The following is a 25,489-nucleotide window of genomic DNA, read 5'->3' as shown; positions in this document are numbered from 1 at the left end:
TTTGGTTATAATAATTTAGTATTCGTCTTATTATCTATGTTACGATAATAGTATGAATTGAGGTAAAGGTAGTGATTGATTGGAAGAATTGAAAAAAGAAAAACTTGTCGTTCTAATTGGTCCAACCGCAGTTGGAAAGACGAAACTAAGCATAGAACTTGCCAAAAAGCTTAATGCTGAAATTATAAGTGGAGATTCCATGCAAATTTATAAAGGGATGGACATCGGTACTGCCAAAATCACTAAAGATGAAATGGAAGGGATACCCCACCATCTCATTGATATTAAGGAACCACATGAGAGCTTTTCGGTAGCGGAGTTTCAAGAGGTTGTAAGAAAGTTAATAACGGAAATACATAATCGTGGTAAATTACCGATGATTGTTGGGGGGACAGGGCTTTATATTCAATCTGTAATATATGATTATCAATTTACAGATGATGCCTCAAACCCTGAATATCGGAATATACTTGAAAAAAAAGTTGCTGAAAGGGGAGTTGAACCTCTTTATCAGGAACTAAAAAAAATAGACCCGGAGAGTGCAGAACGGATTCACCCCAACAATGTAAGAAGAGTCATTCGAGCCTTAGAGATTTACAAAACAACTGGGAAAACGATGACCGAATATTTGGAGGGACAGAAGCATGAACTTATCTATGATGTTGCCCTAATTGGATTAACAATGGAACGAGAGAAATTGTATGATCGCATTAACCATAGGGTTGACTTGATGATAGAGTCGGGACTGCTTGAAGAGGTAACAAAATTCCATTCTCAAGGTTTACGAGATTGCCAATCCATCCAAGCAATTGGCTATAAAGAACTTTATAGTTATTTAGATGGGGCATCATCCCTAGACGAAGCAATCCAACAATTAAAACAAAATACACGCAGATATGCAAAGCGACAATTAACATGGTTTCGAAATAAAATCGATGTAAAATGGTTTGATATGTCAGCAAATAATGAGTTTAAAGAAAAATTTAATGAAATTTATAAATATATAGCAGGAAAGCTAGGAATTTAAGAGAATAGATAATATAAGATGTATTCGATTGTTCAAAATTGGGCAATGACAGTTTCGGCATTTTGTGCCGTAGATTCTAGAGGAGGACATTTCATGAAACAAGCAATCAATATCCAAGACCAAATTTTAAACACTCTACGTAAGGATGGGACATTTGTAACAGTATTCTTATTAAATGGATACCAATTACGAGGATTAGTGAAAGGCTTTGATAACTTTACAGTTCTATTAGAAACTGAAGGGAAGCAGCAACTTATTTATAAGCACGCAATTTCTACTTTCGCTCCACAAAAAAACATTAAACTAGAGCTTGAATAAATTACCGAAAAAACAACCTTACTTTGATAAGTAAGGTTGTTTTTTTCATCTTGTCTAATTTTTCTTCAAGATTTGTAAATTGGCTCATATACATATAGTGTTATGGAATATTTTCCGGGAAAGCGCAATCTTTGACAAAAAGCAAGAGTCTTTTGTAATAAAAGTGAGAAAATTGTAGAAATAAAAGGGAAATTTAGTTTGCGATCTAGGTCTAGCTCCAGGCGCCATCGGCTCGAGTCATAAGCCAATCGCTTCTGAAGGTAAAAAGCACCTTCTGTCAGCGCTCGTCTTATGCTTGTCACCGATAGGCGGGCGCCTTGCGCTTTTCTATATTTCCTTGGGCTTTTGTCACGAATTTAACCCAACAACGTATAATGTACTGAAATGAGAGGTGAGAGCTCTTGGATCAACAACCCATTACAATGAAGAACAATGGACAAATAAATGTCGTTCTGAATGGAGAAAAAAAGAAATTAAAAGTACTGCACTCTACTTCTAGAGAAGCTATTTCAACGAAAATCCAAACAAAACATACAGCTCTAAAAGAAATAGAGGAAGAAATGAGCGCTCTTGTAGGTATGGATGAAATGAAGAAAATGGTAAAGGAAATCTATGCTTGGATTTATATTAATAAAAAGCGAGAAGAACAGGGTTTAAAGGTAGGAAAACAAGCATTACACATGATGTTTAAAGGAAACCCTGGAACAGGTAAGACGACTGTTGCACGATTATTAGGGAAATTATTTCTGCAAATGAATGTCCTATCAAAAGGGCATCTCATTGAAGCAGAAAGAGCTGACCTGGTCGGGGAATATATTGGTCATACCGCACAAAAGACACGGGATTTAATTAAAAAGGCTATTGGTGGCATATTATTCATTGATGAGGCGTATTCCCTAGCTAGAGGTGGAGAAAAGGACTTCGGAAAAGAAGCTATAGATACGTTAGTTAAACATATGGAAGATAAGCAGCACGAATTTGTTTTGATTTTAGCGGGATACTCAAAAGAAATGGACCATTTCTTATCTTTAAATCCAGGATTATATTCTCGTTTTCCACTTGTAATTGATTTTCCGGATTATACCGTTGAACAGTTAATGGAAATTTCAGCAAAAATGATGGTGGAACGTGAATATGAATTCAGTCCAGAGGCAGAAAGAAAATTACGTGAGCATTTACTTGCTGTTAAAATGGATTCTTACCCCGGAAAATTTAGTAATGGGCGTTACGTTCGGAATATCATCGAAAAATCAATTCGAAGTCAAGCAATGAGATTATTAATCGACGATACTTACAGTAAACAGGACCTTCAGACAATAAGAACACAGGACTTGATTTTCAAAGAATAAACGTGCCGCCTATTATTAGGCGGTTTATTTTAATTTCAAAATTGGTATAGTTTCATTAAATTTGATATGATAACGTAAGAAAAACACCTTCCATGAAAGTAGGTAAATTGATTGGTAAACGAACAAAAGAAAGATATGGAAAAAGCGATACTTGTAGGCTGTCATATTCAAAATGAAGACGAAAGTCGGTTTGAATATTCGCTCGAAGAATTACAATCATTAACTAAAACAGCCAAGGGCCAAGTGGTAATGACTGTTACGCAGAAGCGTGCAAAAGTCCATCCTGCTACATACATAGGAAAAGGTAAAGTGGAAGAGTTAGTGCATCTTGAAGAAGAACTAGGGCCAGATGTAATCATTTTTAATGATGAGTTATCCCCAAGCCAAGTAAGGAATCTATCTTCTAGTCTTCAAGCTAGGGTGATTGATCGAACCCAGCTGATTCTTGACATCTTTGCTTCTAGAGCAAACTCAAAAGAAGGAAAATTACAGGTAGAATTAGCTCAGCTCCAATATCTATTACCCCGATTAACAGGTAAGGGGATTGAATTATCAAGACTCGGTGGTGGAATTGGGACGAGAGGTCCAGGGGAAACAAAACTAGAGACCGATAGAAGACATATTCATAAGCGGATTGATGATATCAAAAATCAATTATCAGTTATTGTACAGCACAGGGAGCGCTATCGCGAACGAAGAAAGAAAAATAATACATATCAAATCGCATTGGTAGGTTATACAAATGCAGGGAAATCGACATTATTTAATAGACTAACTGAGGCAGATTCATTTGAAGAAAATTTATTATTTGCGACACTTGACCCAATGACTCGTAAAATGATTCTTCCATGTGGATTAACTACACTATTAACTGATACAGTAGGATTTATTCAAGATTTGCCTACTTCGCTAATAGCTGCGTTTCGCTCAACTTTAGAAGAGGTAAAAGAAGCAGATTTAATTGTTCATGTGGTTGATTCTTCAAATCCTGATTATTTTAATCATGAAAAAACAGTATTGAAGCTTTTGGATGAACTAGGTGTTGAATCAATTCCGATTCTGACTATTTATAATAAAAAAGATAAAGTTCACCCTGATTTTGTTCCTTCGTCAACATCTAAATCCATTTTAGTTAGTGCTTTTGATGAAAATGATTTAGTGGTAATTAAGACAAGGGTAGAGGATTCAATGATTGAGGAGATGAAAGAATACAAGGTATCTCTACCTAGCTCGGAAGGTAGATTATTAGCACATTTAAAACAAGAAACGATTTTGAAAGAACTTCGTTACAATGAAGAAGCGGAAAAATACGATTGCACTGGCTTTATTTTTCCAAGTCACTCATTGAATGGTCAACTAGACGATTTTCAATCATAAAGGGGAAAACATCATGTTTACAGAATTAGATTATGGTAAACTAATTTCGGAATTAGTTGAAGAAACCGAACAAGAAATTAAAGAGGTTCATACGAAGATTGATAAAAATATTGATTACAATCAATATCAAGTGTTAAAAAGCTTCCAAGATAATCGAGTAAGTGATTCTCACTTCATTCCCTCAACAGGCTATGGCTATGATGATATTGGAAGAGATACATTGGAAGCGGTGTACGCCCATATTTTTGGGGGTGAAGCAGCACTTGTACGACCGCAAATTATTTCAGGGACTCATGCCATTTCGATTGCATTGTTTGGTGTGTTGCGACCGAATGATGAATTGCTATATATTACAGGAAATCCATATGATACTTTAGAAGAGATTGTAGGGATTAGAGGTACAGGAAATGGATCCTTAAAGGAGTTTCATATTGGATATAATACAGTCGATTTAACACCTGAAGGAAGACCAGACTTTGAAGCAATTAAAAATGCTATTCATGAAAATACAAAAATGATTGGAATTCAGCGTTCAAAAGGATATGCAACAAGACCTTCCTTTACGATTGCAGAAATAAAAGAAATGATCCAGTTCGTCAAAGAAATCAAGTCTGATGTTGTTGTTTTTGTTGATAATTGTTATGGTGAATTCGTTGAATTACAAGAGCCATGTCATGTAGGAGCTGATTTAATTGCCGGTTCGCTTATTAAAAACCCAGGAGGCGGACTTGCAAAAACTGGCGGATATTTAGTGGGAAAAAAAGAACTTGTTGAAGCATGTTCATATCGAATGACATCCCCTGGCATTGGAGCAGAAGCAGGGGCATCACTTTATTCTCTGCAGGAAATGTATCAGGGATTATTCCTTGCACCACATATTGTGGGACAAGCGTTAAAAGGAGCCGTATTTACAGCTGCGATTTTAGAAAAAATCGGTCTGAAAACAGAGCCAAGCTGGGATAGTGAAAGAACAGATTTAATTCAATCTGTTCAATTTGATAACAAAGATATGATGGTTTCCTTCTGTCAAGCAATCCAATATGCTTCTCCTATAAACTCACACGTAACGCCATATCCAAGTTATATGCCGGGGTATGAGGATGACGTGATCATGGCAGCAGGAACGTTTATTCAAGGTGCTAGCATTGAATTAACAGCGGATGGTCCAACACGTCCTCCATATGTTGCATATGTACAAGGTGGACTTACATATTCTCATGTGAAAATTGCCATTTGTCTTGCGCTTAACCAATTGCTTACTAAACAACTAATTTCGATAAAGAATGAGGATTAAACTCCTCTTTTTTTATATGAAATTTCATGTTATGTTTTCTAACATTGTGTTGACAGATAATCTAACATCATATAATATTAACTTATTCATTGCGAAAAGGAGGATCCCATATGAGTGATGAAATTCGGCGTTCCATGCCACTCTTTCCGATTGGAATTGTCATGCAATTAACTGAATTATCTGCAAGGCAAATTCGCTATTATGAGGAAAATGGTTTGATTTCTCCAGCAAGAACTGAAACAAATCGAAGACTATACTCATTTAATGACGTTGATCGATTACTTGAAATAAAAAGCTTGATCGAACAAAAGGTCAATTTGGCAGGAATTAAACAAATATTCGCAGTCCGAAATTCAGGACAAGTTGCGGAAGAAAAGCCTGTTGAGCCTGTGAAACAGGAAATATCTAATTCTGAGCTGAGAAAACTTTTAAGAAATGAATTATTGCAAGCTGGAAGATTTAAAAAGCAGTCAGGTCCGCATCATAATGATATGTCGAGATTTTTTCATTAATAGCATATTGATTACAAAACTATACTTACAACTAGGTTTGGGGAGGAAACACAATGTCCAAATATACGAAAGATGATATTTTTCGTTTAGCAAAAGAAGAGAATGTAAAATTTATTCGTTTACAATTTACAGATATTCTTGGAACAATTAAAAACGTTGAAATTCCCGTAAGTCAATTAGAAAAAGCATTGAGCAATAAAATGATGTTTGATGGCTCTTCAATCGAAGGCTTTGTTCGTATCGAAGAATCAGATATGTACCTATATCCAGATTTAAATACATGGGTAGTTTTCCCGTGGACTGCAGAAAAAGGGAAGGTTGCTCGTTTAATTTGTGATATTCATAATGCGGATGGTACTCCATTCGAAGGGGACCCTCGTAACAACTTAAAGAGAGTCTTGAAAGAAATGGAAGAACTAGGATTTACGGATTTCAATCTTGGCCCTGAACCTGAGTTTTTCTTATTTAAGTTAAATGAAAAAGGTGAACCAACTCTTGAACTTAACGATAATGGTGGTTACTTTGACTTAGCGCCAACAGACCTTGGTGAAAACTGCCGCCGTGATATCGTATTAGAGCTTGAGGAAATGGGATTTGAAATTGAAGCTTCTCACCATGAGGTTGCACCTGGACAACATGAAATTGATTTTAAATACGAGGATGCTTTAACAGCGTGTGATGAAATTCAGACTTTTAAGCTTGTTGTAAAAACAATTGCTCGTAAACATGGTTTACATGCAACCTTTATGCCAAAACCATTGTTTGGAGTAGCGGGTTCAGGAATGCACTGTAACCTATCATTATTCAAAGGCGCGGAAAATGCATTCTTTGATCCTAATGCGGATCTACAATTAAGTGATAATGCTAGACATTTTATTGCAGGTATTTTAAAGCATGCGCCTAATTTTACAGCTGTTACAAATCCAACTGTAAACTCATATAAACGACTAGTACCTGGTTATGAAGCACCTTGCTATGTGGCTTGGTCTGCTCAAAATAGAAGTCCACTTGTTCGTATCCCAGCTTCACGTGGTTTAAGCACACGTGTCGAGGTGCGTTCAGTTGACCCGGCAGCAAACCCTTATATGGCAATGGCTGTACTATTAGCTGCAGGATTAGATGGTATCAAAAACAAATTGACACCACCAGCACCTGTTGACAGAAACATCTATGTGATGAATAAAGAAGAGCGTAATGAAGCGGGCATTGTGGATTTACCACCAACTTTATCTCTTGCATTGGATATGCTTAAGCAGGATGAAGTGTTAATCAAAGCATTAGGCGGACATCTGTTCGAACACTTTATTGAAGCAAAAGAGATCGAATGGGATATGTTCCGTACCCAGGTTCATCCATGGGAGAGAGAGCAATACATGACTATGTATTAATAAATGAACCCTTAACACGTGGATGTGTTAAGGGTTTTTTTGCTAATAAAAAAGGAACATTTCATTTAGAAATGTTCCTTTTTTAGATTAATGAATTGTACGGTATACGCCAATAACTTTTCCTAATATGACTACGTTTTTAAGGATGATCGGTTCGAGCATTGAGTTTTCCGGTTGCAAGCGGATATGATCTTTTTCCTTAAAGAAACGTTTTACAGTCGCTTCATCTTCCTCTGTCATTGCAACAACAATATCCCCATTGTTAGCTGAATGCTGTTGTCTAACAATCACATAGTCTCCGTCAAGAATCCCCGCTTCGATCATACTATCTCCCATTATCTCAAGCATAAAAATTTGGTCATCATGGGCAGCAAAACGATCAGGTAATGGGAAGTACTCTTCAATATTTTCCACAGCTGTAATTGGTTGTCCTGCAGTAACCTTACCTATGACTGGGACATTCACAACGTTTGCAGTTGGAATTGTTTCATTTTCGTCAACTTGTAAAATTTCAATCGCGCGAGGTTTAGTAGGGTCTCTTCGAATCAAGCCTTTGCTTTCTAGTCTGGACAAATGTCCGTGTACTGTTGAACTTGATGCTAAACCAACAGCCTCCCCAATTTCCCTTACGGAAGGTGGGTAGCCCTTTTCTTTAACTTCTTGTTTTATGTAATTCAATATATCCTGCTGTCTTTTAGAAAGCTTCGTTGTCATCTTCGCTCATCCCCTTGCACTTATATTATATATGTATTTAAATCTTCTCTTCGATCTCACTGTTCAGGTGACCTAGTAAATTCGACAAATACCGAATTTCTTAAGTTGAGTATAGCATGTTTTACTAGATTATACAAACATAAGTTCGAATTTTTGTTGACACAAAACAAATGTTCGGTCTATAATAGAAATATAAAATACGAACAAACATTCTATAGGAGTGAAATAAAGATGTTAAGGAAATTACAAGGCGGATTTATCTATTATGTACTATTTGTTTTATTAAGTATGGGAATGGTTATTATTAGTGCAAGCTAAATGCGTAATGTGGATGACTTGTAAAATATCTTTTCATCTAGTACTATGAACTATGATTTAGAAAAGAATAAACAAGGAGTAATAATTATGCTTTCAAAAGATAAAATCAATCGGATCAATGCTCTTGCAAAAAAAGCGAAGACAGTTGGTCTTACGGATAAAGAAAAAGAAGAACAGCAAGAGCTTAGACAAGAGTACCTACGTGTTTTTAGAAGTTCAATGACTAATACATTACATTCTGTAAAAGTTGTTGATCCAGAGGGTAATGATGTAACCCCAGAAAAACTGAAAAATAGTAAGCGGAAAAGATTGCATTAATAAAGAATACATAGATTTCTATGTATTCTTTTTTTTTGTGCATACTATCAATGAAGAACTGCTATGTTTTATGTTAGTTCGTTAGAAACTCTTGAAAGGATGTTTATTTTTATGACACAATCACTAACAGACTTGTCGATAGCGTCAATTCGAACACTTTCTATTGATGCTGTTGAAAAGGCAAATTCAGGACACCCAGGTATGCCAATGGGAGCAGCACCCATGACATATGCTTTATGGACTCGACATATGAAACATAACCCGAAAAACCCACATTGGTTCAACCGTGATCGATTTGTTTTATCTGCGGGACACGGCTCTGCATTATTGTACAGTATGTTACACCTATCTGGTTACGACTTAACAATTGATGACTTAAAGCAGTTTCGCCAATGGGGCAGTAAGACCCCTGGGCATCCTGAGTATGGCCACACGGCAGGTGTCGATGCAACTACTGGCCCACTCGGCCAAGGTATTGCTATGGCTGTTGGAATGGCGATGGCAGAACGCCATTTAGCGGGTGTCTATAATAATGACTCAATTGAAATTGTTAACCATTATACATATGCCATTTGTGGTGATGGTGACCTGATGGAAGGTGTATCAGGTGAGGCTTCATCATTAGCAGGACATCTAAAATTAGGTCGACTAATTGTTTTGTATGATTCTAATGATATTTCCCTTGATGGTGATCTTAATCAAGCGTTTTCAGAATCTATCGAACAAAGGTATAAGTCCTATGGCTGGCAATATCTACGTGTTGAGGATGGGAATGATGTAGAAGCGATTGATAAAGCGATTGAGGAGGCTAAAGGAGATTTAGCACGTCCAGCTCTCATTGAAGTTCGAACGACAATTGGTTATGGTTCTCCAAACCGAGCTGGAAAGTCAAAGGCACACGGTGAACCATTGGGAGCCGATGAATTAAAATTAACGAAGGAAGCGTATAACTGGACGTTTGAAAATGATTTTCACATTCCAAGTGAGGTCTATACTCATTTTGAGGAAACAGTAAAAAGAAATGGTGAACAAAGTGAACAAGAATGGAATCAAATGTTCAGTCGATACAAGGAGACTAACCCAGAACTCGGGAAGCAGTTAGAAATGGCAATAGAGGGTAGACTTCCTGATGGCTGGGAGAACACGCTACCAGTTTATGAGGTGGGTAAGAAGCTAGCAACCCGAGCATCTTCTGGTGAAGCATTAAATGCAATAGCAAAGAGTGTACCGCAATTCTTTGGCGGTTCAGCTGATTTAGCGGGATCAAATAAAACAATGATTAATGGTGCTGCTGACTTTATGCCTAAGGATTACAGTGGTCGGAATATATGGTTTGGAGTACGTGAGTTCGCAATGGGTGCTGCTTTAAATGGGATGGCTCTTCATGGCGGTGTGAAGGTATATGGGGGAACATTCTTTGTATTCTCCGATTACTTACGACCTGCCATTCGATTAGCTGCTTTAATGAAAGTTCCTGTAACCTATGTATTTACTCACGATAGTATCGCGGTTGGAGAAGATGGACCAACACACGAGCCTGTAGAACAATTACCAGCATTACGAGCAATGCCAAATTTGTCTGTCATTCGACCAGCGGATGGAAATGAAACGGCAGCTGCATGGAGAACGGCTATTGAATCGAAAGAAATTCCTACAGCTCTCATTTTAACGAGACAAAACCTGCCAACATTAGAAGGAACAGCCGAGAAAGCTTATGAAGGTGTTCAGAAAGGTGCTTATGTTCTATCACCTGCAAAATCTGGACAGCCAGCAGCTCTTCTATTAGCAACAGGATCGGAGGTTAGTCTAGCAGTTGAGGCACAAAAACAACTCGCTAGTGAAAATATTGAGGTGTCCGTTATAAGTATGCCTTCATGGGACCGTTTCGAGGCACAGTCAAAAGAATACAAAGAGTCGGTTATTCCTCCGAATGTGAAAAAACGTTTAGCGATTGAAATGGCAACACCACTTGGTTGGGAAAGATATACGGGTGATGAGGGAGATATACTTGGTATCCATGAGTTTGGTGCTTCAGCTCCTGGTGAAATCGTACTGAAGGAATATGGTTTCTCAGTTGAAAATGTAGTAAGCCGTGTAAAACAACTGCTTTAATAAAAAATAGGGGTCGATTCGGGCCCCTGTACTACATAAACAAAAGTTTCGACAAAACTAGACGATTCTTACTCCAACGTCAGACAAAAATCACAGACTCTTTCGAATATACTATTCTTAATAGGTAGTATTAGGAGGAAAGAGTATGAGAGAATACCACATTTATTTAATAGAAGAAGAATTTGCAACTCATTACTTTGGACGGGAATCACTAATCTATCATTTATTTTTAGAGCATAACCAAGCTAAATATGAGCGGAAAGAAATACTCAATAAGCAAATTGAATTTATTACAAGGACGATTCCTTCATTACGTATCCACCAAAAAATTGAAGGAAGCCTTGCTCATTATTCTTATTATAGTCGTCAAAGTCATATGCACACTCTCGAATGGAATGAATTTAATAGCTTTGCAAAACTAACGATACATAATGATTACATCCATTTAGAGTCTACAGGAAGCTATGAAGCTGAGACGGCATTTTTTGAAATCCTTCGTAAATATGATCGTTGTTTCCTAGCAATGGATTTTAAAGCAAACAAATATGGGTGGTTAAACCCGATTAAAGAAAGAAAGTTTGTATAAAAGCTAGGAAAACATAAAACAAATATTGTATAATAGCTAATGGTTTAGTACACTGTAATGAGACAACATGAAGGAGGAAGTTTTTTTATGCAAATGTGGTTAGCTATCTTACTAATCGTGGTAGCTTTACTTGGTGGCGTTGCATTAGGATTTTTTATTGCACGTAAATACATGATGAATTACTTGAAGAAAAATCCACCAATCAATGAGCAAATGCTAAAAGTAATGATGATGCAAATGGGTCAAAAACCATCACAAAAGAAGATCAATCAAATGCTAAAAGCAATGAACGGTCAAATGGACAAGCAATAAAAACTTGGACAAATATGCATTCTACTACCATAAAAAGCCATTTCTCAAGTGAGAATTTCACTGGAAAAGTGGCTTTTTTGTATTCGTTCTTATAATTCCATTTGATCTACGTTAAGCTCGATTAAATTTCCATCGGGATCCGCACAAAAGATTTGCGCAAAACCACTGACGCTATCCGGTTTTTCTAGGACGGTCACATTATTGATTGATAACCAATTTAATGTGTCATAGTAGTTTTCAACTCTTAGTGCAAAATGTCCTTCGCGACTACTTATACTTTTATCCTTTCGAATCGTTTGAGATTCCGGTAGGTAAATTAGATGTAACTGCTGGTTTCCAATTTCATACCAGGCACCAGGGAAATCAAAATTAGGACGTTCAATCTCGTTCAAACATAGAATATTGCTGTAAAAGTCTTTTGCCTTTTCAAGATTCGTTACCGTTAAACTCACATGATGAAGCTCCTTGTATTTAATCATGAATATTCACCTCATTTTTTCTCTAAACCCATTATAGTAAAACTTTTAAGGAAATAGAATATTTTACACTTATTTATCACTTAAAGCTTGGAAGCACCTTCCTAGAATTCTAAAAATTTGGTAAACTATTATGGCACTTATTTCGTCTTTCGGAGGATAATAGGATGAAAATCTTTAAAGAATTAATGTGGTTTTTTAAACAGGAAAAAAAGTCTTACATTACTGGTATTATTTTATTAATGATTGTTGCTTTATTGGAACTAGTTCCACCAAAAGTAATTGGGATGACGGTTGATTTTATTGCACAAGGTACACTAACAAAAGAAATCTTATATAAGTGGTTAGCTATTTTGTTAGCAACTGCGTGTACCGTTTATATCGTTCGATTCTTTTGGAGAATTATGATTTTTGGCTCATCTGTCAAATTAGCAAGATTACTTAGGAACCGTTTGTATGAACATTTTACGAAGATGTCGCAAGGATTTTTCCAGAAAAGAAGAATTGGTGACTTGATGGCACATTCCACAAATGATTTGCAAGCGATTCAACAAACAGCGGGATCAGGTGTCCTTACCTTAGTCGACTCGCTAGCAACAGGTGGGTTTGTGTTATTGACGATGGCATTTACAATAAATTGGAAGCTAACTTTAATTTGTCTCATACCATTGCCGTTTATGGCTCTCTCTACGAATTATTATGGAACTCTGTTACATAGACGTTTTCATAAGGCGCAGGAAGCTTTTTCTAGTCTTAATGATAAAGTACAAGAAAGTATTAGTGGAATAAAGGTCATTAAAACATTCGGGCAGGAAGAAGAGGATACAAATGTCTTTCGTAAGCAGTCTGATGATGTTGTTCAAAATAATCTTTCCGTAGCAAAGGTTGATGCCCTTTATGATCCAACGATTTCATTAATTGTAGGCATTTCTTTCTTTCTAGCACTTGTGTTTGGTTCAAGGTATGTGCTATCTGGTGAAATGACACTAGGGGAGTTGGTCACTTTTACAACATACTTAGGACTTTTAATTTGGCCACTACTAGCTTTCGGGTGGCTATTTAATATAGTTGAGCGCGGAAGAGCATCTTATGACCGGGTTTCAAAGCTCTTGGCTGAGCCTATGGAAATAAAAGATTGTGAGAATTCGAGTGAGACGACCCCATCAGGTGATGTCGTATATTCGATTTCAAAATTTGCATATCCTGGAGAACAAAAACAGACACTTAAAGAAATCTATTTTCACTTAAGACAAGGCCAAACACTTGGTATTGTTGGAAAAACGGGTGCAGGAAAAACGACATTGTTGAAACTATTAATTCGTGAAATAGAAGGTTATGAGGGTAACATAATAATAGGCGAAAAAGAGATAAAAGGGTATACGCTAGATGCCTTACGAAAAAGTATTGGGTATGTTCCGCAGGATCATTTTCTTTTCTCGGCAACCGTCGCAGATAATATTGCCTTTGCAAAACCGGATGCCTCAATAAATGAAATTTTCGAAGCAGCAAAGACTGCAAATATCCATGATGATATATTGCAGTTTACTGACGGATATGAAACGGTTGTTGGCGAACGCGGGGTGTCTTTATCAGGAGGACAAAAGCAACGTATTTCAATAGCTAGAGCACTCATAATGAACCCAGAAATACTAATTCTAGATGATTCATTATCTGCAGTTGATGCTAAAACAGAAGAGGAAATTTTGCGTGCTTTACGAGAAAATCGACAAGGAAAAACAACCATAATCACATCTCATCGTTTAAGTGCGATTCAGCACGCCAACCAAATTCTTGTCATAGAGAATGGCAGGATAGCTCAGCATGGTACACATGATGAGCTTATGGAGGATGAAGGATGGTATCGTGATATGTATCATCGTCAGCAGCTTGAATCTCTTGTTGAGCATGGAGGGTAGAAATATGAACAAAATGACAAAAAAAGACCAAAGGGCTGCTTTAATAAGACTGCTTTCTTATACGAAAACGCATACACGGGAGTTTATAATTGCATTCTTGTTGCTATTACTTGCAACGATTGCGGACATTGTTGGTCCGATATTAATAAAAATTTTCATAGATGATTATTTAACACCAAGACATTTACCTATTCAACCTTTAATCTTTTTGGGAGCGATTTACCTTTTAATTCATTTTACAAAGGTCATACTTCAATATTTTCAATTGGTAAAATTTCAAGAGATCGCATTGAAAATTATTCGCGAAATGAGAATTGAGGTATTTTCAAAGGTCCACAAACTTGGATTAAAGTATTTTGATAAAACACCAGGTGGCAGTATTGTTTCTAGGGTTACGAATGATACAGAGGCAATCAAGGATATGTTTGTAGAGGTTGTTGCGACTTTTGTACAAAACGGTGTCTTTTTAATTGGAATTTTTATTGCAATGTTTTATCTTAATGTCCAACTTGCTCTAGTTTGCTTATTATTAATTCCAATTCTGTTTATATTAATGCAAACTTATCGCAAATTCAGTTCTAAATACTACCACGATATGCGAGAACGACTTAGTCAGTTAAATGCAAAGCTTAATGAATCACTCCAAGGTATGGCTATTATTCAGGTGTTCCGACAAGAGAAAAGACTACGACAGGAGTTTGCTGAAATCAATGATGCGCATTATCAAGCGGGAATAAAAAATATTAAGCTAGATGGTTTGTTACTGAGACCGGCAGTTGATTTCATTTATATCGTGACAATAATTATGGTGCTTAGCTTTTTCGGTATTTCATCTCTTGAGAGTCCGATTGAAATTGGTGTACTTTATGCATTTGTAAATTATCTTGAACGATTTTTTGAACCAGTAAATAATATGATGATGCGTTTATCTTTGCTGCAACAAGCAGTTGTTGCATCTGGCCGAGTATTTGAACTTCTCGATCATGATGAGCTTGCACCACAAACAATTGGTAACGACAATCCATCAGTCCAAAAAGGAGAAATTGAATTTAAAAATGTTAGCTTTTCTTATGATGGAAAACGAGATGTATTAAAAAATATCTCTTTTACAGCAAAACAAGGCGAAACTGTTGCTCTTGTTGGTCATACTGGTAGTGGGAAGAGTTCGATTATTAATTTATTAATGAGGTTTTATGATATTGAACGTGGAGAGATATTAATCGATGGACATTCTATTATCTCTTATGAGAATAATGAACTTCGTCAAAAAATGGGCTTAGTGCTTCAAGATCCATTTTTATTTGTCGGAACCATTAAAGACAATCTTCGTTTACATAATCCGGATATTACCGATCACGACATCGAAGAAGCAGCAAAATTTGTTCAAGCGGATAGTTTTATAAAAAAACTAGAAGGTGGATATGATTTTCAGGTAGTAGAGCGAGGGTCAACATTTTCAAGTGGTCAAAGGCAGCTTCTAGCGTTTGCAAGGACCATTGTAACGAATCCTAAAATATTGGTATTGGATGAAGCGACTGCAAACATCGATACAGAAACTGAGGAAGAGATTCAAAAGGCACTCGAAAAAATGAGGAGGGGTAGAACGACAATCGCAATTGCTCATCGATTGTCAACAATTCAAGACGCGAATCTAATCTTGGTATTACATCAAGGGGAAATTATAGAAAGGGGAACGCACAAAGAATTGCTAGCCCAAAAGGGGTTATATTATAAAATGTATTTACTCCAGAATGGCAGTGTGGATCATGTCGAAAATGCTGTTATGTAAAAAGCCTTTCATTAGTTTGAAAGGCTTTTTTCCGATTTACCCGTATTATATTGATTTAATAGATTGTCTAAATCTTGACTTACTTTAATGGTAGGTGTTGCTGTAAAACCGTGTTTCAAGACAATTTCAACCAGCTCAGTTCTTTTTTGTTCAATTTTAAGTAGAAGTTGTTCTTTAGACACAGGAATAACCCTCTCATTTGTTAGTAGGCTCCGTCATGGACGAGTTTTTTATAGTATAACATATAATGGTAAATCAATGGTAAATAACTTATTTGGAAATATATTCAACATTAGAATAGTGCTATGACACAAAACGTTCATATTAAAAATTATGATTACTGGAGTATTTTTGCTAGAATGATATTGATGAACGAATTAGGAGTTGTTAAAATGGCAGATGTTAATGCATTTCTTGCTTTTGGTGCAGGATTTTTATCCTTTATTTCACCATGTTGTTTACCGTTATATCCAGCATTTTTATCCTATATAACGGGTGCATCAGTAAGTGAATTGAAATCTGATAATGCAATGTTGCAAAGACGGAGTATTTTACATACCATTTTCTTTTTAATTGGATTCTCGATTATTTTCGTTATGCTTGGTTTTGGGACATCTTATGTAGGACAAATCTTCAGTGACTATAAGGACTTAATTCGTCAAATTGGTGCAATTCTCATTATATTCTTTGGTCTTGTTGTGCTTGGGATCATACGGCCTGGATTCTTAATGAAAGACCGCAAAATTGAGTTTAAGAATCGACCTGCGGGTTATGTTGGATCGATTTTTATCGGAATGGCATTTGCAGCGGGTTGGACACCATGTATGGGCCCTATTTTAATGTCGGTTATTGCACTTGCAGGTACAAATCCGGATTCTGCAATGTTGTATATGGTATTATACTCATTAGGATTCTCTATTCCATTTCTTGTCCTTTCATTTTTCATCGGACGTTTACAATGGATTCGCAAAAACAGCATAAAGATTGTAAAAATCGGCGGATATGCAATGATTATTATGGGTGTTGTTCTTTATTTTGACTGGATGACAAAAATAATTGCGTACGCAACCGCTATTTTTGGAGGATTTACTGGTTTTTAGTCGAAGTAGCTACTTATGAAGTAGTTTAAGGAGGACCAGAATAGTGGCTAGAATTCTAGTTGTTGATGATGCTAAATTTATGAGACTTACTCTCACAGATATATTTGTTAAAGCTGGTCATGAGGTTGTTTCAGAGGCTGTAAATGGTATTGAGGCAGTTGAAAAATATAAAGAGACTAATCCGGACCTAGTCACAATGGATATCACAATGCCTGAAATGAATGGCATTGAAGCTGTCAAAAGAATCAAGGAAATTGATCCAAAAGCATGTATTATTATGTGTTCTGCCATGGGTCAGCAAAAAATGGTCGTTGATGCAATCTCAGCTGGAGCTAAAGATTATCTTGTAAAGCCTTTTGATGCTAGTCGGGTTGTAGAGGCGGTTAATAGATTGTTAAATTAGATATAAACCCATTTAAGATTAATCGTCTTAAGTGGGTTTCATTTGCTATAAGTGGAATTTCTAGACGATTCATAAAAAGGACTGATTTATTTGGTTATTGCATCTTCCATTGTCGCAATTATGATGGCGATTTTCGTAACCTTTCTAAGAGCAAAATCTGCCCAAAAACCCGCTTCTGTTAAAAAAATTATATTGCCTCCTGTTTTCATGAGCACAGGCGCACTTATGTTTGTCCATCCAATGTTTCGCGTGACACCACTTGAGGTCTTAGAGGCCGTTGTGGTAGGAATGCTTTTTTCAATCCTGTTAATCAAAACCTCATCATTTGAAATAAGGGAAAATGATATATATATGAAACGTTCAAAGGCGTTTATATATATTTTAGTAGGGTTATTGGTCATTCGGATTGTTTTAAAATCGGTATTAAGTACATCAATTGATTTCGGAGAATTGAGTGGAATGTTTTGGATTCTTGCTTTTGCCATGATTGTTCCGTGGCGAATTGCGATGTATGTAAAATATAAAAGGCTTGCCTCATCATTATAAAGAAGAAACCTCGGCAGACATTACCGAGGTTTCTTTCTTTATAATCTAAAATAATTCTTTATAAGGAGTGACGTCTATTTGTTTTTCTTTTAATGTTTTTAATAGGAATTTATGGTCCCGTTTCGGTGTGGCTATGATATAACCTCTAACCACCAAATCTTGTGAAATCTGTTTTGCTTTTTCAGTTAGAGCCAACTCACCAATTTTTCCAGCGATTTTTTGTCTAGCAACATCACGAAAAAGCTCTGGAACTGGTTTAACTAAATCCTCTAATAACGCCTTCTGCTCATTTGGCCACAAATGACGTGTTTCTTCTATGTAATAATCCTGCCAATCTAAATCAGACTTTCCATCCTCCTTTGGAAGCTTTTTCAAAAACTTTCGGAACATAAAAAAGCCACCAATTGCAAGAAGTGTAATAAATAAGAATACCCATATCAATATAAACCATAAAAACCAACCAGTTAATTCCCACTGCATGAATAGTTCACCTCAATGCTTCATTATACCTTAACTGATAAGTTTTTTAAAAGAAAGAAAACCTCTTTTTATATGAAAATTGCGTGGCAGATAAGACTTCATATTATTCTTTGTGATTGGGAAAAATACAGATATGAAAAAGATACTATTTTTTACTTGTATGTTTTTATTTGCATTCGATCTATATCAGGGGAGTGCCGAAGAATTAGTACGTGTTCGTCTTGAAAATTTTGTCGGGGATACGAATGAAATTCAGATGCGCATCACAGGAGATTATTTCACTATAGATCCGACACTAACATTACAAGAAGGAGTGAACTACCGGTTATATGTCAATAAAGGGAATCTGTATCTTAGAGGAGGAGAAGTCAATCAACAAGTAGACCCTAGCTTTTTATTGATCCCCCGAAACTATGATGAGAATCACCGTGTCTATATTAATGAACGACCATATTTAGGTGCAATGGAATTTCAATTGGAAAATAATCAAAATGTGCGTCCTGTTAATCAGCTCCCTTTGGAAGATTATTTAAAAGGGGTTGTTCCACTAGAAGTGTTTTCCTCATGGAATATTGAAGCATTAAAGGCCCAAGCCTTAGCAGCAAGAACATATGCCGTTTCCCATATGAAAGAAGACATGGATGATACGACTTTCTATCAGGTGTATGGGGGATATGCTTGGAATGTACGTACCACTCAAGCTGTTGAAGCTACAAGGGGTCAAGTTATTACTTTTAAAAATAAATTAATTGATGCTTTTTATTCAGCAAGTAATGGTGGTATGACCGAGAATAATAAAAATGTGTGGGGAGGGAAAAGTAGGTCATTCTATCCAATTAAAGAAGATCCGTTTGATCCAGTCCACCCGTGGGAATTTACTTTGTCGAAAACACAAATATATCTAGAAGACATAGATTGGGATTCTATTGATGGATTTGATGGGTTACAGGAAAAAGATAAAGAGATAGCAGCTGCCATGAAAAGATCAGTAAATCGTCAAGGTTACCCAGGAGAGATAGTCATCCTTTCGATTCCTAAATTCGAGGTGAATCCAAAGAAATTTAACTCAAAACGTTCTATGACGGGTTCAATTGAAGTGGAATTTTTACAACGATTAATTGATGGTACGATCCTTTTAGGAAAAGTTGCCCTTCAAGATGTGAATTTAAATCAAATACGACCAATGATTGGCGGTACTATTTTTAAGAGCTATTATATAGACTCACTTGATTCAGATGATAAGAAATATGTGATGCGTGGCAGAGGATACGGGCATGGTGTAGGGATGAGTCAATGGGGAGCAAGTATAATGGGTGATAAAGGTAAAAACTATGAGGAGATTATACAATTTTATTTTCCTGGAACGTCAATCACGAATTATGAACGTAAATAAAACAAGAAAGGGTCCTGTAGCTTTCACAGGACCTTTATTTTAATTTTGCTTTTCTTTTTTTTCCGTTTTTCGTTCTTTTTGATATAAATTTCGAGTATTTCATTTCGAAATAGTGCTTCTATCTTCTTTTTTTCTAATTCGAAAGGAAGGGTCACAACTCTTTCTGTTAATACTTTGTCATTTGGAGGATTTTCGCAATCTGTTAATTTAATGTGGAATGCATCGTCCTGGACATTTAACTGAATCTGATCGGGCTGATAACCTGATAGTTCAGCCTCGATGATATACTCATTTTGTGTTTCAAATAAATCAATTCGAAATTGATAATCATCTAAAAGATATGGGTCTTCGAGAAACTGTTTCATCCAGTCCTCCAAACCATTTAAGGAAAGGGGATTGGACTTATCAAAATTTTTCATGTCTTGACCTCCATGGGATTCTATATTCAGGATATTCACAAGTGTAAGTGTTCGTGATAGTGAAATAATAAAAAAGGGTACAATCTGTTTGTAAAGTACGTGGTAATCATGTAAAACTAGACTTAAACATGCTTTAGTGGAGGAAATTGAGTATGAAAAATTTGTATCAACTGCTCCCTGCAATTCATGAGTTGCAAGCTAATACAGAATTTGAACAGTTTCAAAAAAAATATAATGTGGATAAGGAATATCTGACTAATATCTTAAGGGATGTCGTAAGTAACATTCGGAATGAGATTGTAAATGGGGAATGGAATGAAAGTGCTTCTTCAAAGGAAGACATGGTTCGTTTCATATATCGAAAGAGCGAAGAGGAGTTAGAACACAGTACGAATTACTATCTAACCAAAACAATCAATGCGACAGGGACAGTTTTACATACCAATTTAGGAAGGGCCAGACTTAGTGATGAAGCTATCCAACATGTTGTAGAAATCGCAAAGGGGTATTCTAATTTAGAATATAACACGAAAGAAGGGATTCGTGGCTCACGACATTCTATTGTGGAGTCACTTCTCATGGAATTAACAGGTGCTGAGAGTGCGATGGTTGTAAACAATAATGCTGCGGCTGTTTTTTTAATTTTACGGGCTTTGGCTAATAGCCAGGAAGTTATTGTTTCTCGGGGGCAATTAGTTGAGATTGGCGGTTCATTTCGGATATCAGCGATAATGGAGGAAAGTGGTGCAAGATTAGTTGAGGTGGGGACAACTAATAAAACACATCTTGAAGATTACGAGAATGCCATTACAGATAGTACATCGATGGTCCTTAAGGTACATACAAGTAATTTCAGGACAATTGGTTTTACAAAGACTGTTGATATTTCAGAACTAGTTACATTAAAGCAGAAAAAAGAAAACCTTGTTATTTATGAAGACCTAGGAAGTGGTGTTCTATATGATTTAAAAGGGCACGGAATTGGGGATGAACCTGTTATCAAGGAAGTTTTGGCAAAGGGGGTTGACCTTGTATCCTTTAGTGGTGATAAACTTCTTGGTGGACCGCAAGCGGGTATTATTGCAGGGAAGAAAGAATGGATAGATAAATTAAAAAAACATCAACTTGCTCGAGTGTTGCGGGTTGATAAATTGACATATGCAGCATTAGAAGCAACGTTATTTTCATATCTTAAAGGAAGTTCGATAGCGATTCCTACGATTCGGGATATATTGGCTACTGAAGAAGAGATAAAAGATCGATGTCAACAATTTGTAGCTTGTTTAACTGATAAAATAAATCATTATCATATTGAACTAAGAAAAGAGGGTTCACCAATCGGGGGCGGAACAATGCCCGGGGTGGAAGTGCCAACTTTTGTAGTTTGTTTAAAACATCCTAAAAAGACAGCTATTGAAATTGCAACAATGCTACGTCAGCAATCCACACCAATTATTGTAAGAATAAAAAATGACGAAATACTCCTTGATTTTCGTACCATACAACAAGATGAAATTGAAGAAATTGCAGTAGCTTTTGTGAAAATTGATAAAAAGCCGCAAGATTAGCGGCTTTTTATTATCCATGATTATTACATATCATGTCCTTGGTTATTTTTTTGTCTTGTGTGATTGCGGTTTTTTACTTTTTTCGAACCACTTAATGGTTGTGGTTGGCTGCCTATGCTTTGGCCGCCGTTTGCTCTAATATCCTTAAATGTATTCTTTTCACCCATGTTAAATCCCCCCTTCATATGTATTAGGATAATGATTTTCCACTTTTTTATGCGGCTTAAGTTCTGAATGATTTTCTGGAAAAAAGGTAAGCTATTATTGCACGAATTACCTTAAGGGAGTTGAACAATATGCCGTATCATAAGGATAAACAGCAAGCTTTCCAAGCAGCACAACAAGGAACAGAGGAAGCGAAAGATGTGTATGCAAATATTGTAAGCAATGATCCTGACTATGGTGCTCATTTAAAGCGATTGAAAAATGAAGTGAATGAAGCCTATCAACAAATTGAAAATGCATTAGAAGTGGCATCAGAGCATCAGAAGGCCCAACTGCAACAGTTTCAATCGGACTTACAATCCATCATGAATGAAGTTAACGAATAAAATAAGCCCGCATTAAGCGGGCTCGCCAATTATATGATTATTGATTTTTCTTTCGCTTTTTATTATTTTGTCGTTGTTCTGCAGTTAAGGGCTCATTAGCAAATTCCTCATTAAATCCCGCACCAACACCTTGGGCACTTGCGTCATTCATGCCTGGTCGAACATGATTCGCTTTACGCTTCGACATTCTTTTCACCTCCGCCCTTATTTTATTCTTTTTTCACTAAATTATCCTGTAAGTCAATAAGAAAAACTTATAGAGCATAATAACAATCTTGTTATTTACTTATGTATATAGTTATATTAATATATGTATGCAGGGAAATTAAATGGGAGAGTATAAAATCTCTTGAATTTCGACAAATATTTATGATTGCGTTATTATTGATACGAAGGGGGCATACATATGGCAAAGCATGATGTATTTAATGCACGTTCTTCTTTTGAAGCAAACGGCAAAAAGTATAACTATTATAGCTTACAAGCATTAGAAGATGCGAAAATTGGTAACGTTTCAAAATTGCCGTATTCCATTAAGGTTCTATTAGAATCAGTACTACGTCAAGTTGATGGAAGAGTAATTACAAAAGAGCATGTTGAAAATTTAGCAAAATGGGGAACTGATGAATTACAAGAGGTTGATGTTCCATTTAAGCCTTCTCGTGTAATTCTTCAAGATTTTACTGGAGTACCAGCTGTAGTTGATTTGGCTTCACTTCGTAAAGCAATGGCTGACATGGGTGGAGACCCACAAAAAATCAACCCAGAAATTCCAGTTGATCTAGTTATTGACCACTCTGTACAGGTTGATAGAGCAGGTACACTTGATTCATTAAAGTTCAATATGGATCTAGAATTTGAACGTAATGCAGAGCGTTATAAATTCTTAAGCTGGGCTCAAAAATCATTCGATAACTACCGTGCTGTACCACCAGCAACTGGTATCGTTCACCAAGTTAACCTTGAATATTTAGCAAATGTTGTTCACGCTGTTGAAGGTGAAAACGGTGAATTTGAAACATTCCCTGATACACTAGTTGGTACCGACTCTCACACTACAATGATTAACGGTATCGGTGTACTTGGATGGGGTGTTGGAGGAATTGAAGCAGAAGCAGGAATGCTTGGTCAACCTTCATATTTCCCTGTACCTGAAGTTATCGGTGTGAAATTAGTAGGTACATTACCAAATGGTACAACAGCTACTGACTTAGCGCTTAAAGTAACTCAAGTATTACGTCAAAAGGGCGTTGTTGGTAAGTTTGTAGAATTCTTCGGTCCAGGAGTTTCACAACTTCCGCTTGCAGACCGTGCAACGATTTCTAATATGGCTCCGGAATATGGTGCTACATGTGGATTCTTCCCTGTAGATGATGAAGCCTTAGAATATCTACGTCTAACAGGACGTGACGAAGAGCAAGTTAAAGTTGTAGAAGAATACAGTAAAGCAAACGGTTTATTCTATACAGCAGATGCTGAAGATCCAATTTTCACAGATGTTGTTGAAATCAATCTTTCTGAAATTGAAGCGAATCTTTCCGGTCCTAAGCGTCCACAAGATTTAATTCCACTTTCAAAAATGAAAGAAGCTTACCAAACTGCACTAACTGCAACTGGTAACCAAGGCTACGGTTTAACTCCTGAAGAAATCAATAAGGAAATTACCGTAAAATTCAACGATGGCGAAGAAGTACAAATGAAGACTGGTGACATTGCAATTGCAGCGATCACAAGTTGTACAAATACTTCAAATCCATACGTTATGTTAGGTGCTGGTCTTGTTGCAAAGAAAGCAGTTGAAAAAGGCCTTGAAGTTCCTAAATATGTAAAAACATCTTTAGCACCTGGTTCTAAAGTTGTTACTGGTTATTTAGAAGATTCAGGATTACTTTCATACCTTGAAAAGCTAGGTTTTAGCACTGTTGGTTATGGATGTACTACATGTATCGGTAACTCTGGTCCATTAGCTCCTGAAATTGAAAAAGCTGTTGCTGAAAATGACCTAGTGATCACTTCTGTTCTTTCTGGTAACCGTAACTTTGAAGGACGTATCCATCCGTTAGTTAAAGGTAACTACCTTGCATCACCACCACTTGTTGTGGCATATGCACTAGCTGGAACTGTTGATATCGATCTTGAAAAAGAACCAATTGGTAAAGACAAAGATGGTAATGATGTATTCTTTAATGACATCTGGCCTTCTGCAGAAGAAGTTAAAGCAGAAGTTAAGAAGACTGTTACTCCTGAGCTATTCAGAAAAGAATACGAGCGTGTATTTGATAATAATGAGCGTTGGAACGCAATCGAAAGTACTGATGAAGCACTTTATGTATGGGACGACGAATCAACATACATTCAAAACCCACCATTCTTCGAAGGTTTATCTAAAGAAGCTGGTGAAGTTAAGCCATTAAGTGGTTTACGTGTAGTTGGTAAATTTGGTGATTCCGTAACAACTGACCACATCTCCCCAGCAGGTTCAATCGGTAAAGATACACCAGCTGGTAAATACCTACAAGAAAAAGGTGTTTCACCTCGTGACTTTAACTCTTATGGTTCACGTCGTGGTAACGACCGTGTTATGACAAGAGGAACTTTTGCGAATATCCGTATTCGTAACCAAATCGCTCCTGGTACAGAAGGTGGATGGACTACTCACTGGCCAACAGGAGAAGTTATGTCTATCTATGATGCATGTATGAAATACAAGCAAGATGGTACTGGCTTAGTTGTTATCGCTGGTAACGACTATGGTATGGGATCTTCTCGTGACTGGGCTGCGAAAGGTACTAACCTTCTTGGCATTAAGACAGTTATTGCTGAAAGCTTCGAACGTATTCACCGTAGTAACCTTGTATTAATGGGTGTATTACCACTTCAATTCAAACAAGGTGAGAATGCTGAAACTCTTGGCCTAACTGGAAAAGAAACAATCGAAGTTCAAATTGATGAAAATGTAAGACCTCGTGACTATGTAAAAGTAACAGCTACAGACGAAGAAGGAAACAAAAAAGAATTTGAAGTACTTGTTCGTTTCGATAGTGAAGTTGAAATTGATTACTACCGTCACGGTGGTATCCTGCAAATGGTACTTCGTGAAAAAATGAAGGGTTAATAATGAAAGGTGAAAGCGACCGTTCAGCGACGTACAGACTGGACTGAGCCTAGAGGAGATAAAGGAAACACGATGAACGTAGTGAATCGATGTTGACTTATCGTACGG

Annotated in this window: 27 protein-coding genes; 20 read left to right on the top strand and 7 right to left on the bottom strand. The window is 36.6% G+C overall.

All coding sequences use genetic code 11. The annotated features are described in order from the left end of the window. The first annotated feature begins 79 nt into the window (after window positions 1-79). The 7 genes from miaA (at window position 80) to glnA (ending at window position 7,265) form a co-directional block, all read left to right on the top strand. A complete protein-coding gene (gene miaA, locus NST91_RS15255) occupies window positions 80-1,027 on the top strand; it encodes a tRNA (adenosine(37)-N6)-dimethylallyltransferase MiaA (protein ID WP_341331831.1) in 948 nt (315 codons plus the stop codon). A 93-nt stretch (window positions 1,028-1,120) separates the two neighbouring features. Beyond that, entirely contained in the window at window positions 1,121-1,345 is a 225-nt protein-coding gene (hfq, locus tag NST91_RS15250) for an RNA chaperone Hfq (RefSeq protein WP_057999880.1), read from the top strand. Between the two features lie 401 nt (window positions 1,346-1,746). Then, window positions 1,747-2,694: a stage V sporulation protein K gene (spoVK, locus tag NST91_RS15245; RefSeq protein ID WP_341331830.1), complete on the top strand. Its 948-nt coding sequence runs from the start codon at window positions 1,747-1,749 to the stop codon at window positions 2,692-2,694. Window positions 2,695-2,829: 135 nt separating this feature from the next. Then, window positions 2,830-4,071 (top strand): GTPase HflX, encoded by a 1,242-nt coding sequence (gene hflX / locus NST91_RS15240; protein WP_341333545.1) that lies wholly within the window; start codon window positions 2,830-2,832, stop codon window positions 4,069-4,071. A 13-nt stretch (window positions 4,072-4,084) separates the two neighbouring features. Next, window positions 4,085-5,365 carry a methionine gamma-lyase family protein gene (locus NST91_RS15235; protein ID WP_341331829.1) on the top strand — a complete coding sequence of 427 codons (1,281 nt, stop codon included), beginning with the start codon at window positions 4,085-4,087 and terminating at the stop codon, window positions 5,363-5,365. Between the two features lie 110 nt (window positions 5,366-5,475). Continuing rightward, window positions 5,476-5,877 carry a MerR family transcriptional regulator gene (locus tag NST91_RS15230; protein ID WP_121446657.1) on the top strand — a complete coding sequence of 134 codons (402 nt, stop codon included), beginning with the start codon at window positions 5,476-5,478 and terminating at the stop codon, window positions 5,875-5,877. 53 nt (window positions 5,878-5,930) lie between these two features. Then, window positions 5,931-7,265: a type I glutamate--ammonia ligase gene (gene glnA / locus NST91_RS15225; RefSeq protein WP_341331828.1), complete on the top strand. Its 1,335-nt coding sequence runs from the start codon at window positions 5,931-5,933 to the stop codon at window positions 7,263-7,265. An 87-nt stretch (window positions 7,266-7,352) separates the two neighbouring features. Here the strand turns inward: glnA and lexA are convergent, their stop codons facing one another. Continuing rightward, window positions 7,353-7,979: a transcriptional repressor LexA gene (gene lexA, locus NST91_RS15220; protein ID WP_121446659.1), complete on the bottom strand. Its 627-nt coding sequence runs from the start codon at window positions 7,977-7,979 to the stop codon at window positions 7,353-7,355. Window positions 7,980-8,384: 405 nt separating this feature from the next. On the opposite strand from lexA, the gene NST91_RS15215 reads away from it, so the two are divergent. The 4 genes from NST91_RS15215 (at window position 8,385) to NST91_RS15200 (ending at window position 11,625) form a co-directional block, all read left to right on the top strand. After that, entirely contained in the window at window positions 8,385-8,615 is a 231-nt protein-coding gene (locus NST91_RS15215; protein WP_341331827.1) for a DUF896 domain-containing protein, read from the top strand. 111 nt (window positions 8,616-8,726) lie between these two features. Further along, window positions 8,727-10,727: a transketolase gene (gene tkt, locus NST91_RS15210; RefSeq protein ID WP_341331826.1), complete on the top strand. Its 2,001-nt coding sequence runs from the start codon at window positions 8,727-8,729 to the stop codon at window positions 10,725-10,727. A gap of 145 nt (window positions 10,728-10,872) precedes the next feature. Continuing rightward, on the top strand, window positions 10,873-11,313 hold the full coding sequence (sirA, locus tag NST91_RS15205; RefSeq protein WP_341331825.1) for a sporulation inhibitor of replication protein SirA: 441 nt from the start codon (window positions 10,873-10,875) through the stop codon (window positions 11,311-11,313). Between the two features lie 87 nt (window positions 11,314-11,400). Beyond that, the gene (locus NST91_RS15200; RefSeq protein WP_099362934.1) at window positions 11,401-11,625 is read left to right on the top strand and encodes a YneF family protein; all 225 of its coding nucleotides are present in this window, start codon (window positions 11,401-11,403) and stop codon (window positions 11,623-11,625) included. A gap of 89 nt (window positions 11,626-11,714) precedes the next feature. Here the strand turns inward: NST91_RS15200 and NST91_RS15195 are convergent, their stop codons facing one another. After that, window positions 11,715-12,104, bottom strand: a complete 390-nt coding sequence (locus NST91_RS15195; protein ID WP_341331824.1) for a VOC family protein — start codon at window positions 12,102-12,104, stop codon at window positions 11,715-11,717. A 164-nt stretch (window positions 12,105-12,268) separates the two neighbouring features. On the opposite strand from NST91_RS15195, the gene NST91_RS15190 reads away from it, so the two are divergent. Further along, complete coding sequence (locus NST91_RS15190) at window positions 12,269-14,017, top strand: ABC transporter transmembrane domain-containing protein (protein WP_341331823.1); 1,749 nt, start codon at window positions 12,269-12,271, stop codon at window positions 14,015-14,017. 4 nt (window positions 14,018-14,021) lie between these two features. After that, a complete protein-coding gene (locus NST91_RS15185; RefSeq protein WP_341331822.1) occupies window positions 14,022-15,806 on the top strand; it encodes an ABC transporter ATP-binding protein in 1,785 nt (594 codons plus the stop codon). An 11-nt stretch (window positions 15,807-15,817) separates the two neighbouring features. Here the strand turns inward: NST91_RS15185 and NST91_RS15180 are convergent, their stop codons facing one another. Next, entirely contained in the window at window positions 15,818-15,988 is a 171-nt protein-coding gene (locus tag NST91_RS15180) for a Spo0E family sporulation regulatory protein-aspartic acid phosphatase (protein WP_121446666.1), read from the bottom strand. A gap of 210 nt (window positions 15,989-16,198) precedes the next feature. On the opposite strand from NST91_RS15180, the gene NST91_RS15175 reads away from it, so the two are divergent. From NST91_RS15175 to NST91_RS15165, 3 genes are all read left to right on the top strand, one after another. Continuing rightward, entirely contained in the window at window positions 16,199-16,906 is a 708-nt protein-coding gene (locus NST91_RS15175) for a cytochrome c biogenesis CcdA family protein (protein WP_341331821.1), read from the top strand. Window positions 16,907-16,949: 43 nt separating this feature from the next. Continuing rightward, window positions 16,950-17,309 carry a response regulator gene (locus tag NST91_RS15170; RefSeq protein WP_121446668.1) on the top strand — a complete coding sequence of 120 codons (360 nt, stop codon included), beginning with the start codon at window positions 16,950-16,952 and terminating at the stop codon, window positions 17,307-17,309. An 84-nt stretch (window positions 17,310-17,393) separates the two neighbouring features. After that, the gene (locus NST91_RS15165; protein WP_341333544.1) at window positions 17,394-17,855 is read left to right on the top strand and encodes a CcdC family protein; all 462 of its coding nucleotides are present in this window, start codon (window positions 17,394-17,396) and stop codon (window positions 17,853-17,855) included. A gap of 45 nt (window positions 17,856-17,900) precedes the next feature. On the opposite strand, the gene NST91_RS15160 is transcribed toward NST91_RS15165, so the two are convergent. Beyond that, the gene (locus NST91_RS15160) at window positions 17,901-18,335 is read right to left on the bottom strand and encodes a DUF2621 family protein (RefSeq protein ID WP_121446670.1); all 435 of its coding nucleotides are present in this window, start codon (window positions 18,333-18,335) and stop codon (window positions 17,901-17,903) included. Between the two features lie 133 nt (window positions 18,336-18,468). Here NST91_RS15160 and NST91_RS15155 point away from each other — a divergent pair, with 133 nt between their 5' ends. After that, on the top strand, window positions 18,469-19,728 hold the full coding sequence (locus NST91_RS15155) for a SpoIID/LytB domain-containing protein (RefSeq protein ID WP_341331820.1): 1,260 nt from the start codon (window positions 18,469-18,471) through the stop codon (window positions 19,726-19,728). Between the two features lie 23 nt (window positions 19,729-19,751). On the opposite strand, the gene NST91_RS15150 is transcribed toward NST91_RS15155, so the two are convergent. Next, a complete protein-coding gene (locus tag NST91_RS15150; protein ID WP_121446672.1) occupies window positions 19,752-20,147 on the bottom strand; it encodes an Hsp20 family protein in 396 nt (131 codons plus the stop codon). Between the two features lie 152 nt (window positions 20,148-20,299). On the opposite strand from NST91_RS15150, the gene selA reads away from it, so the two are divergent. Further along, window positions 20,300-21,715, top strand: coding sequence for an L-seryl-tRNA(Sec) selenium transferase (gene selA / locus NST91_RS15145; protein ID WP_341331819.1), 1,416 nt, complete (start codon window positions 20,300-20,302; stop codon window positions 21,713-21,715). Window positions 21,716-21,738: 23 nt separating this feature from the next. Here selA and NST91_RS15140 read toward each other — a convergent pair whose 3' ends face one another. After that, window positions 21,739-21,882: a small acid-soluble spore protein P gene (locus NST91_RS15140; protein ID WP_341331818.1), complete on the bottom strand. Its 144-nt coding sequence runs from the start codon at window positions 21,880-21,882 to the stop codon at window positions 21,739-21,741. Between the two features lie 129 nt (window positions 21,883-22,011). Between NST91_RS15140 and NST91_RS15135 the strand changes: the two genes are divergently transcribed. Continuing rightward, a complete protein-coding gene (locus tag NST91_RS15135) occupies window positions 22,012-22,266 on the top strand; it encodes a hypothetical protein (RefSeq protein ID WP_121446674.1) in 255 nt (84 codons plus the stop codon). 37 nt (window positions 22,267-22,303) lie between these two features. On the opposite strand, the gene sspO is transcribed toward NST91_RS15135, so the two are convergent. Beyond that, window positions 22,304-22,453 carry a small acid-soluble spore protein SspO gene (sspO, locus tag NST91_RS15130; protein ID WP_121446675.1) on the bottom strand — a complete coding sequence of 50 codons (150 nt, stop codon included), beginning with the start codon at window positions 22,451-22,453 and terminating at the stop codon, window positions 22,304-22,306. A gap of 219 nt (window positions 22,454-22,672) precedes the next feature. Here sspO and acnA point away from each other — a divergent pair, with 219 nt between their 5' ends. After that, complete coding sequence (gene acnA, locus NST91_RS15125) at window positions 22,673-25,381, top strand: aconitate hydratase AcnA (protein ID WP_121446676.1); 2,709 nt, start codon at window positions 22,673-22,675, stop codon at window positions 25,379-25,381. The last annotated feature ends 108 nt before the right edge of the window (window positions 25,382-25,489 follow it).

This window comes from Ferdinandcohnia sp. FSL W7-1320 (assembly GCF_038050315.1).
GTDB lineage: Bacteria > Bacillota > Bacilli > Bacillales > Bacillaceae_L > Ferdinandcohnia > Ferdinandcohnia aciditolerans.
This window is presented reverse-complemented; position numbering and strand designations above follow the sequence as displayed.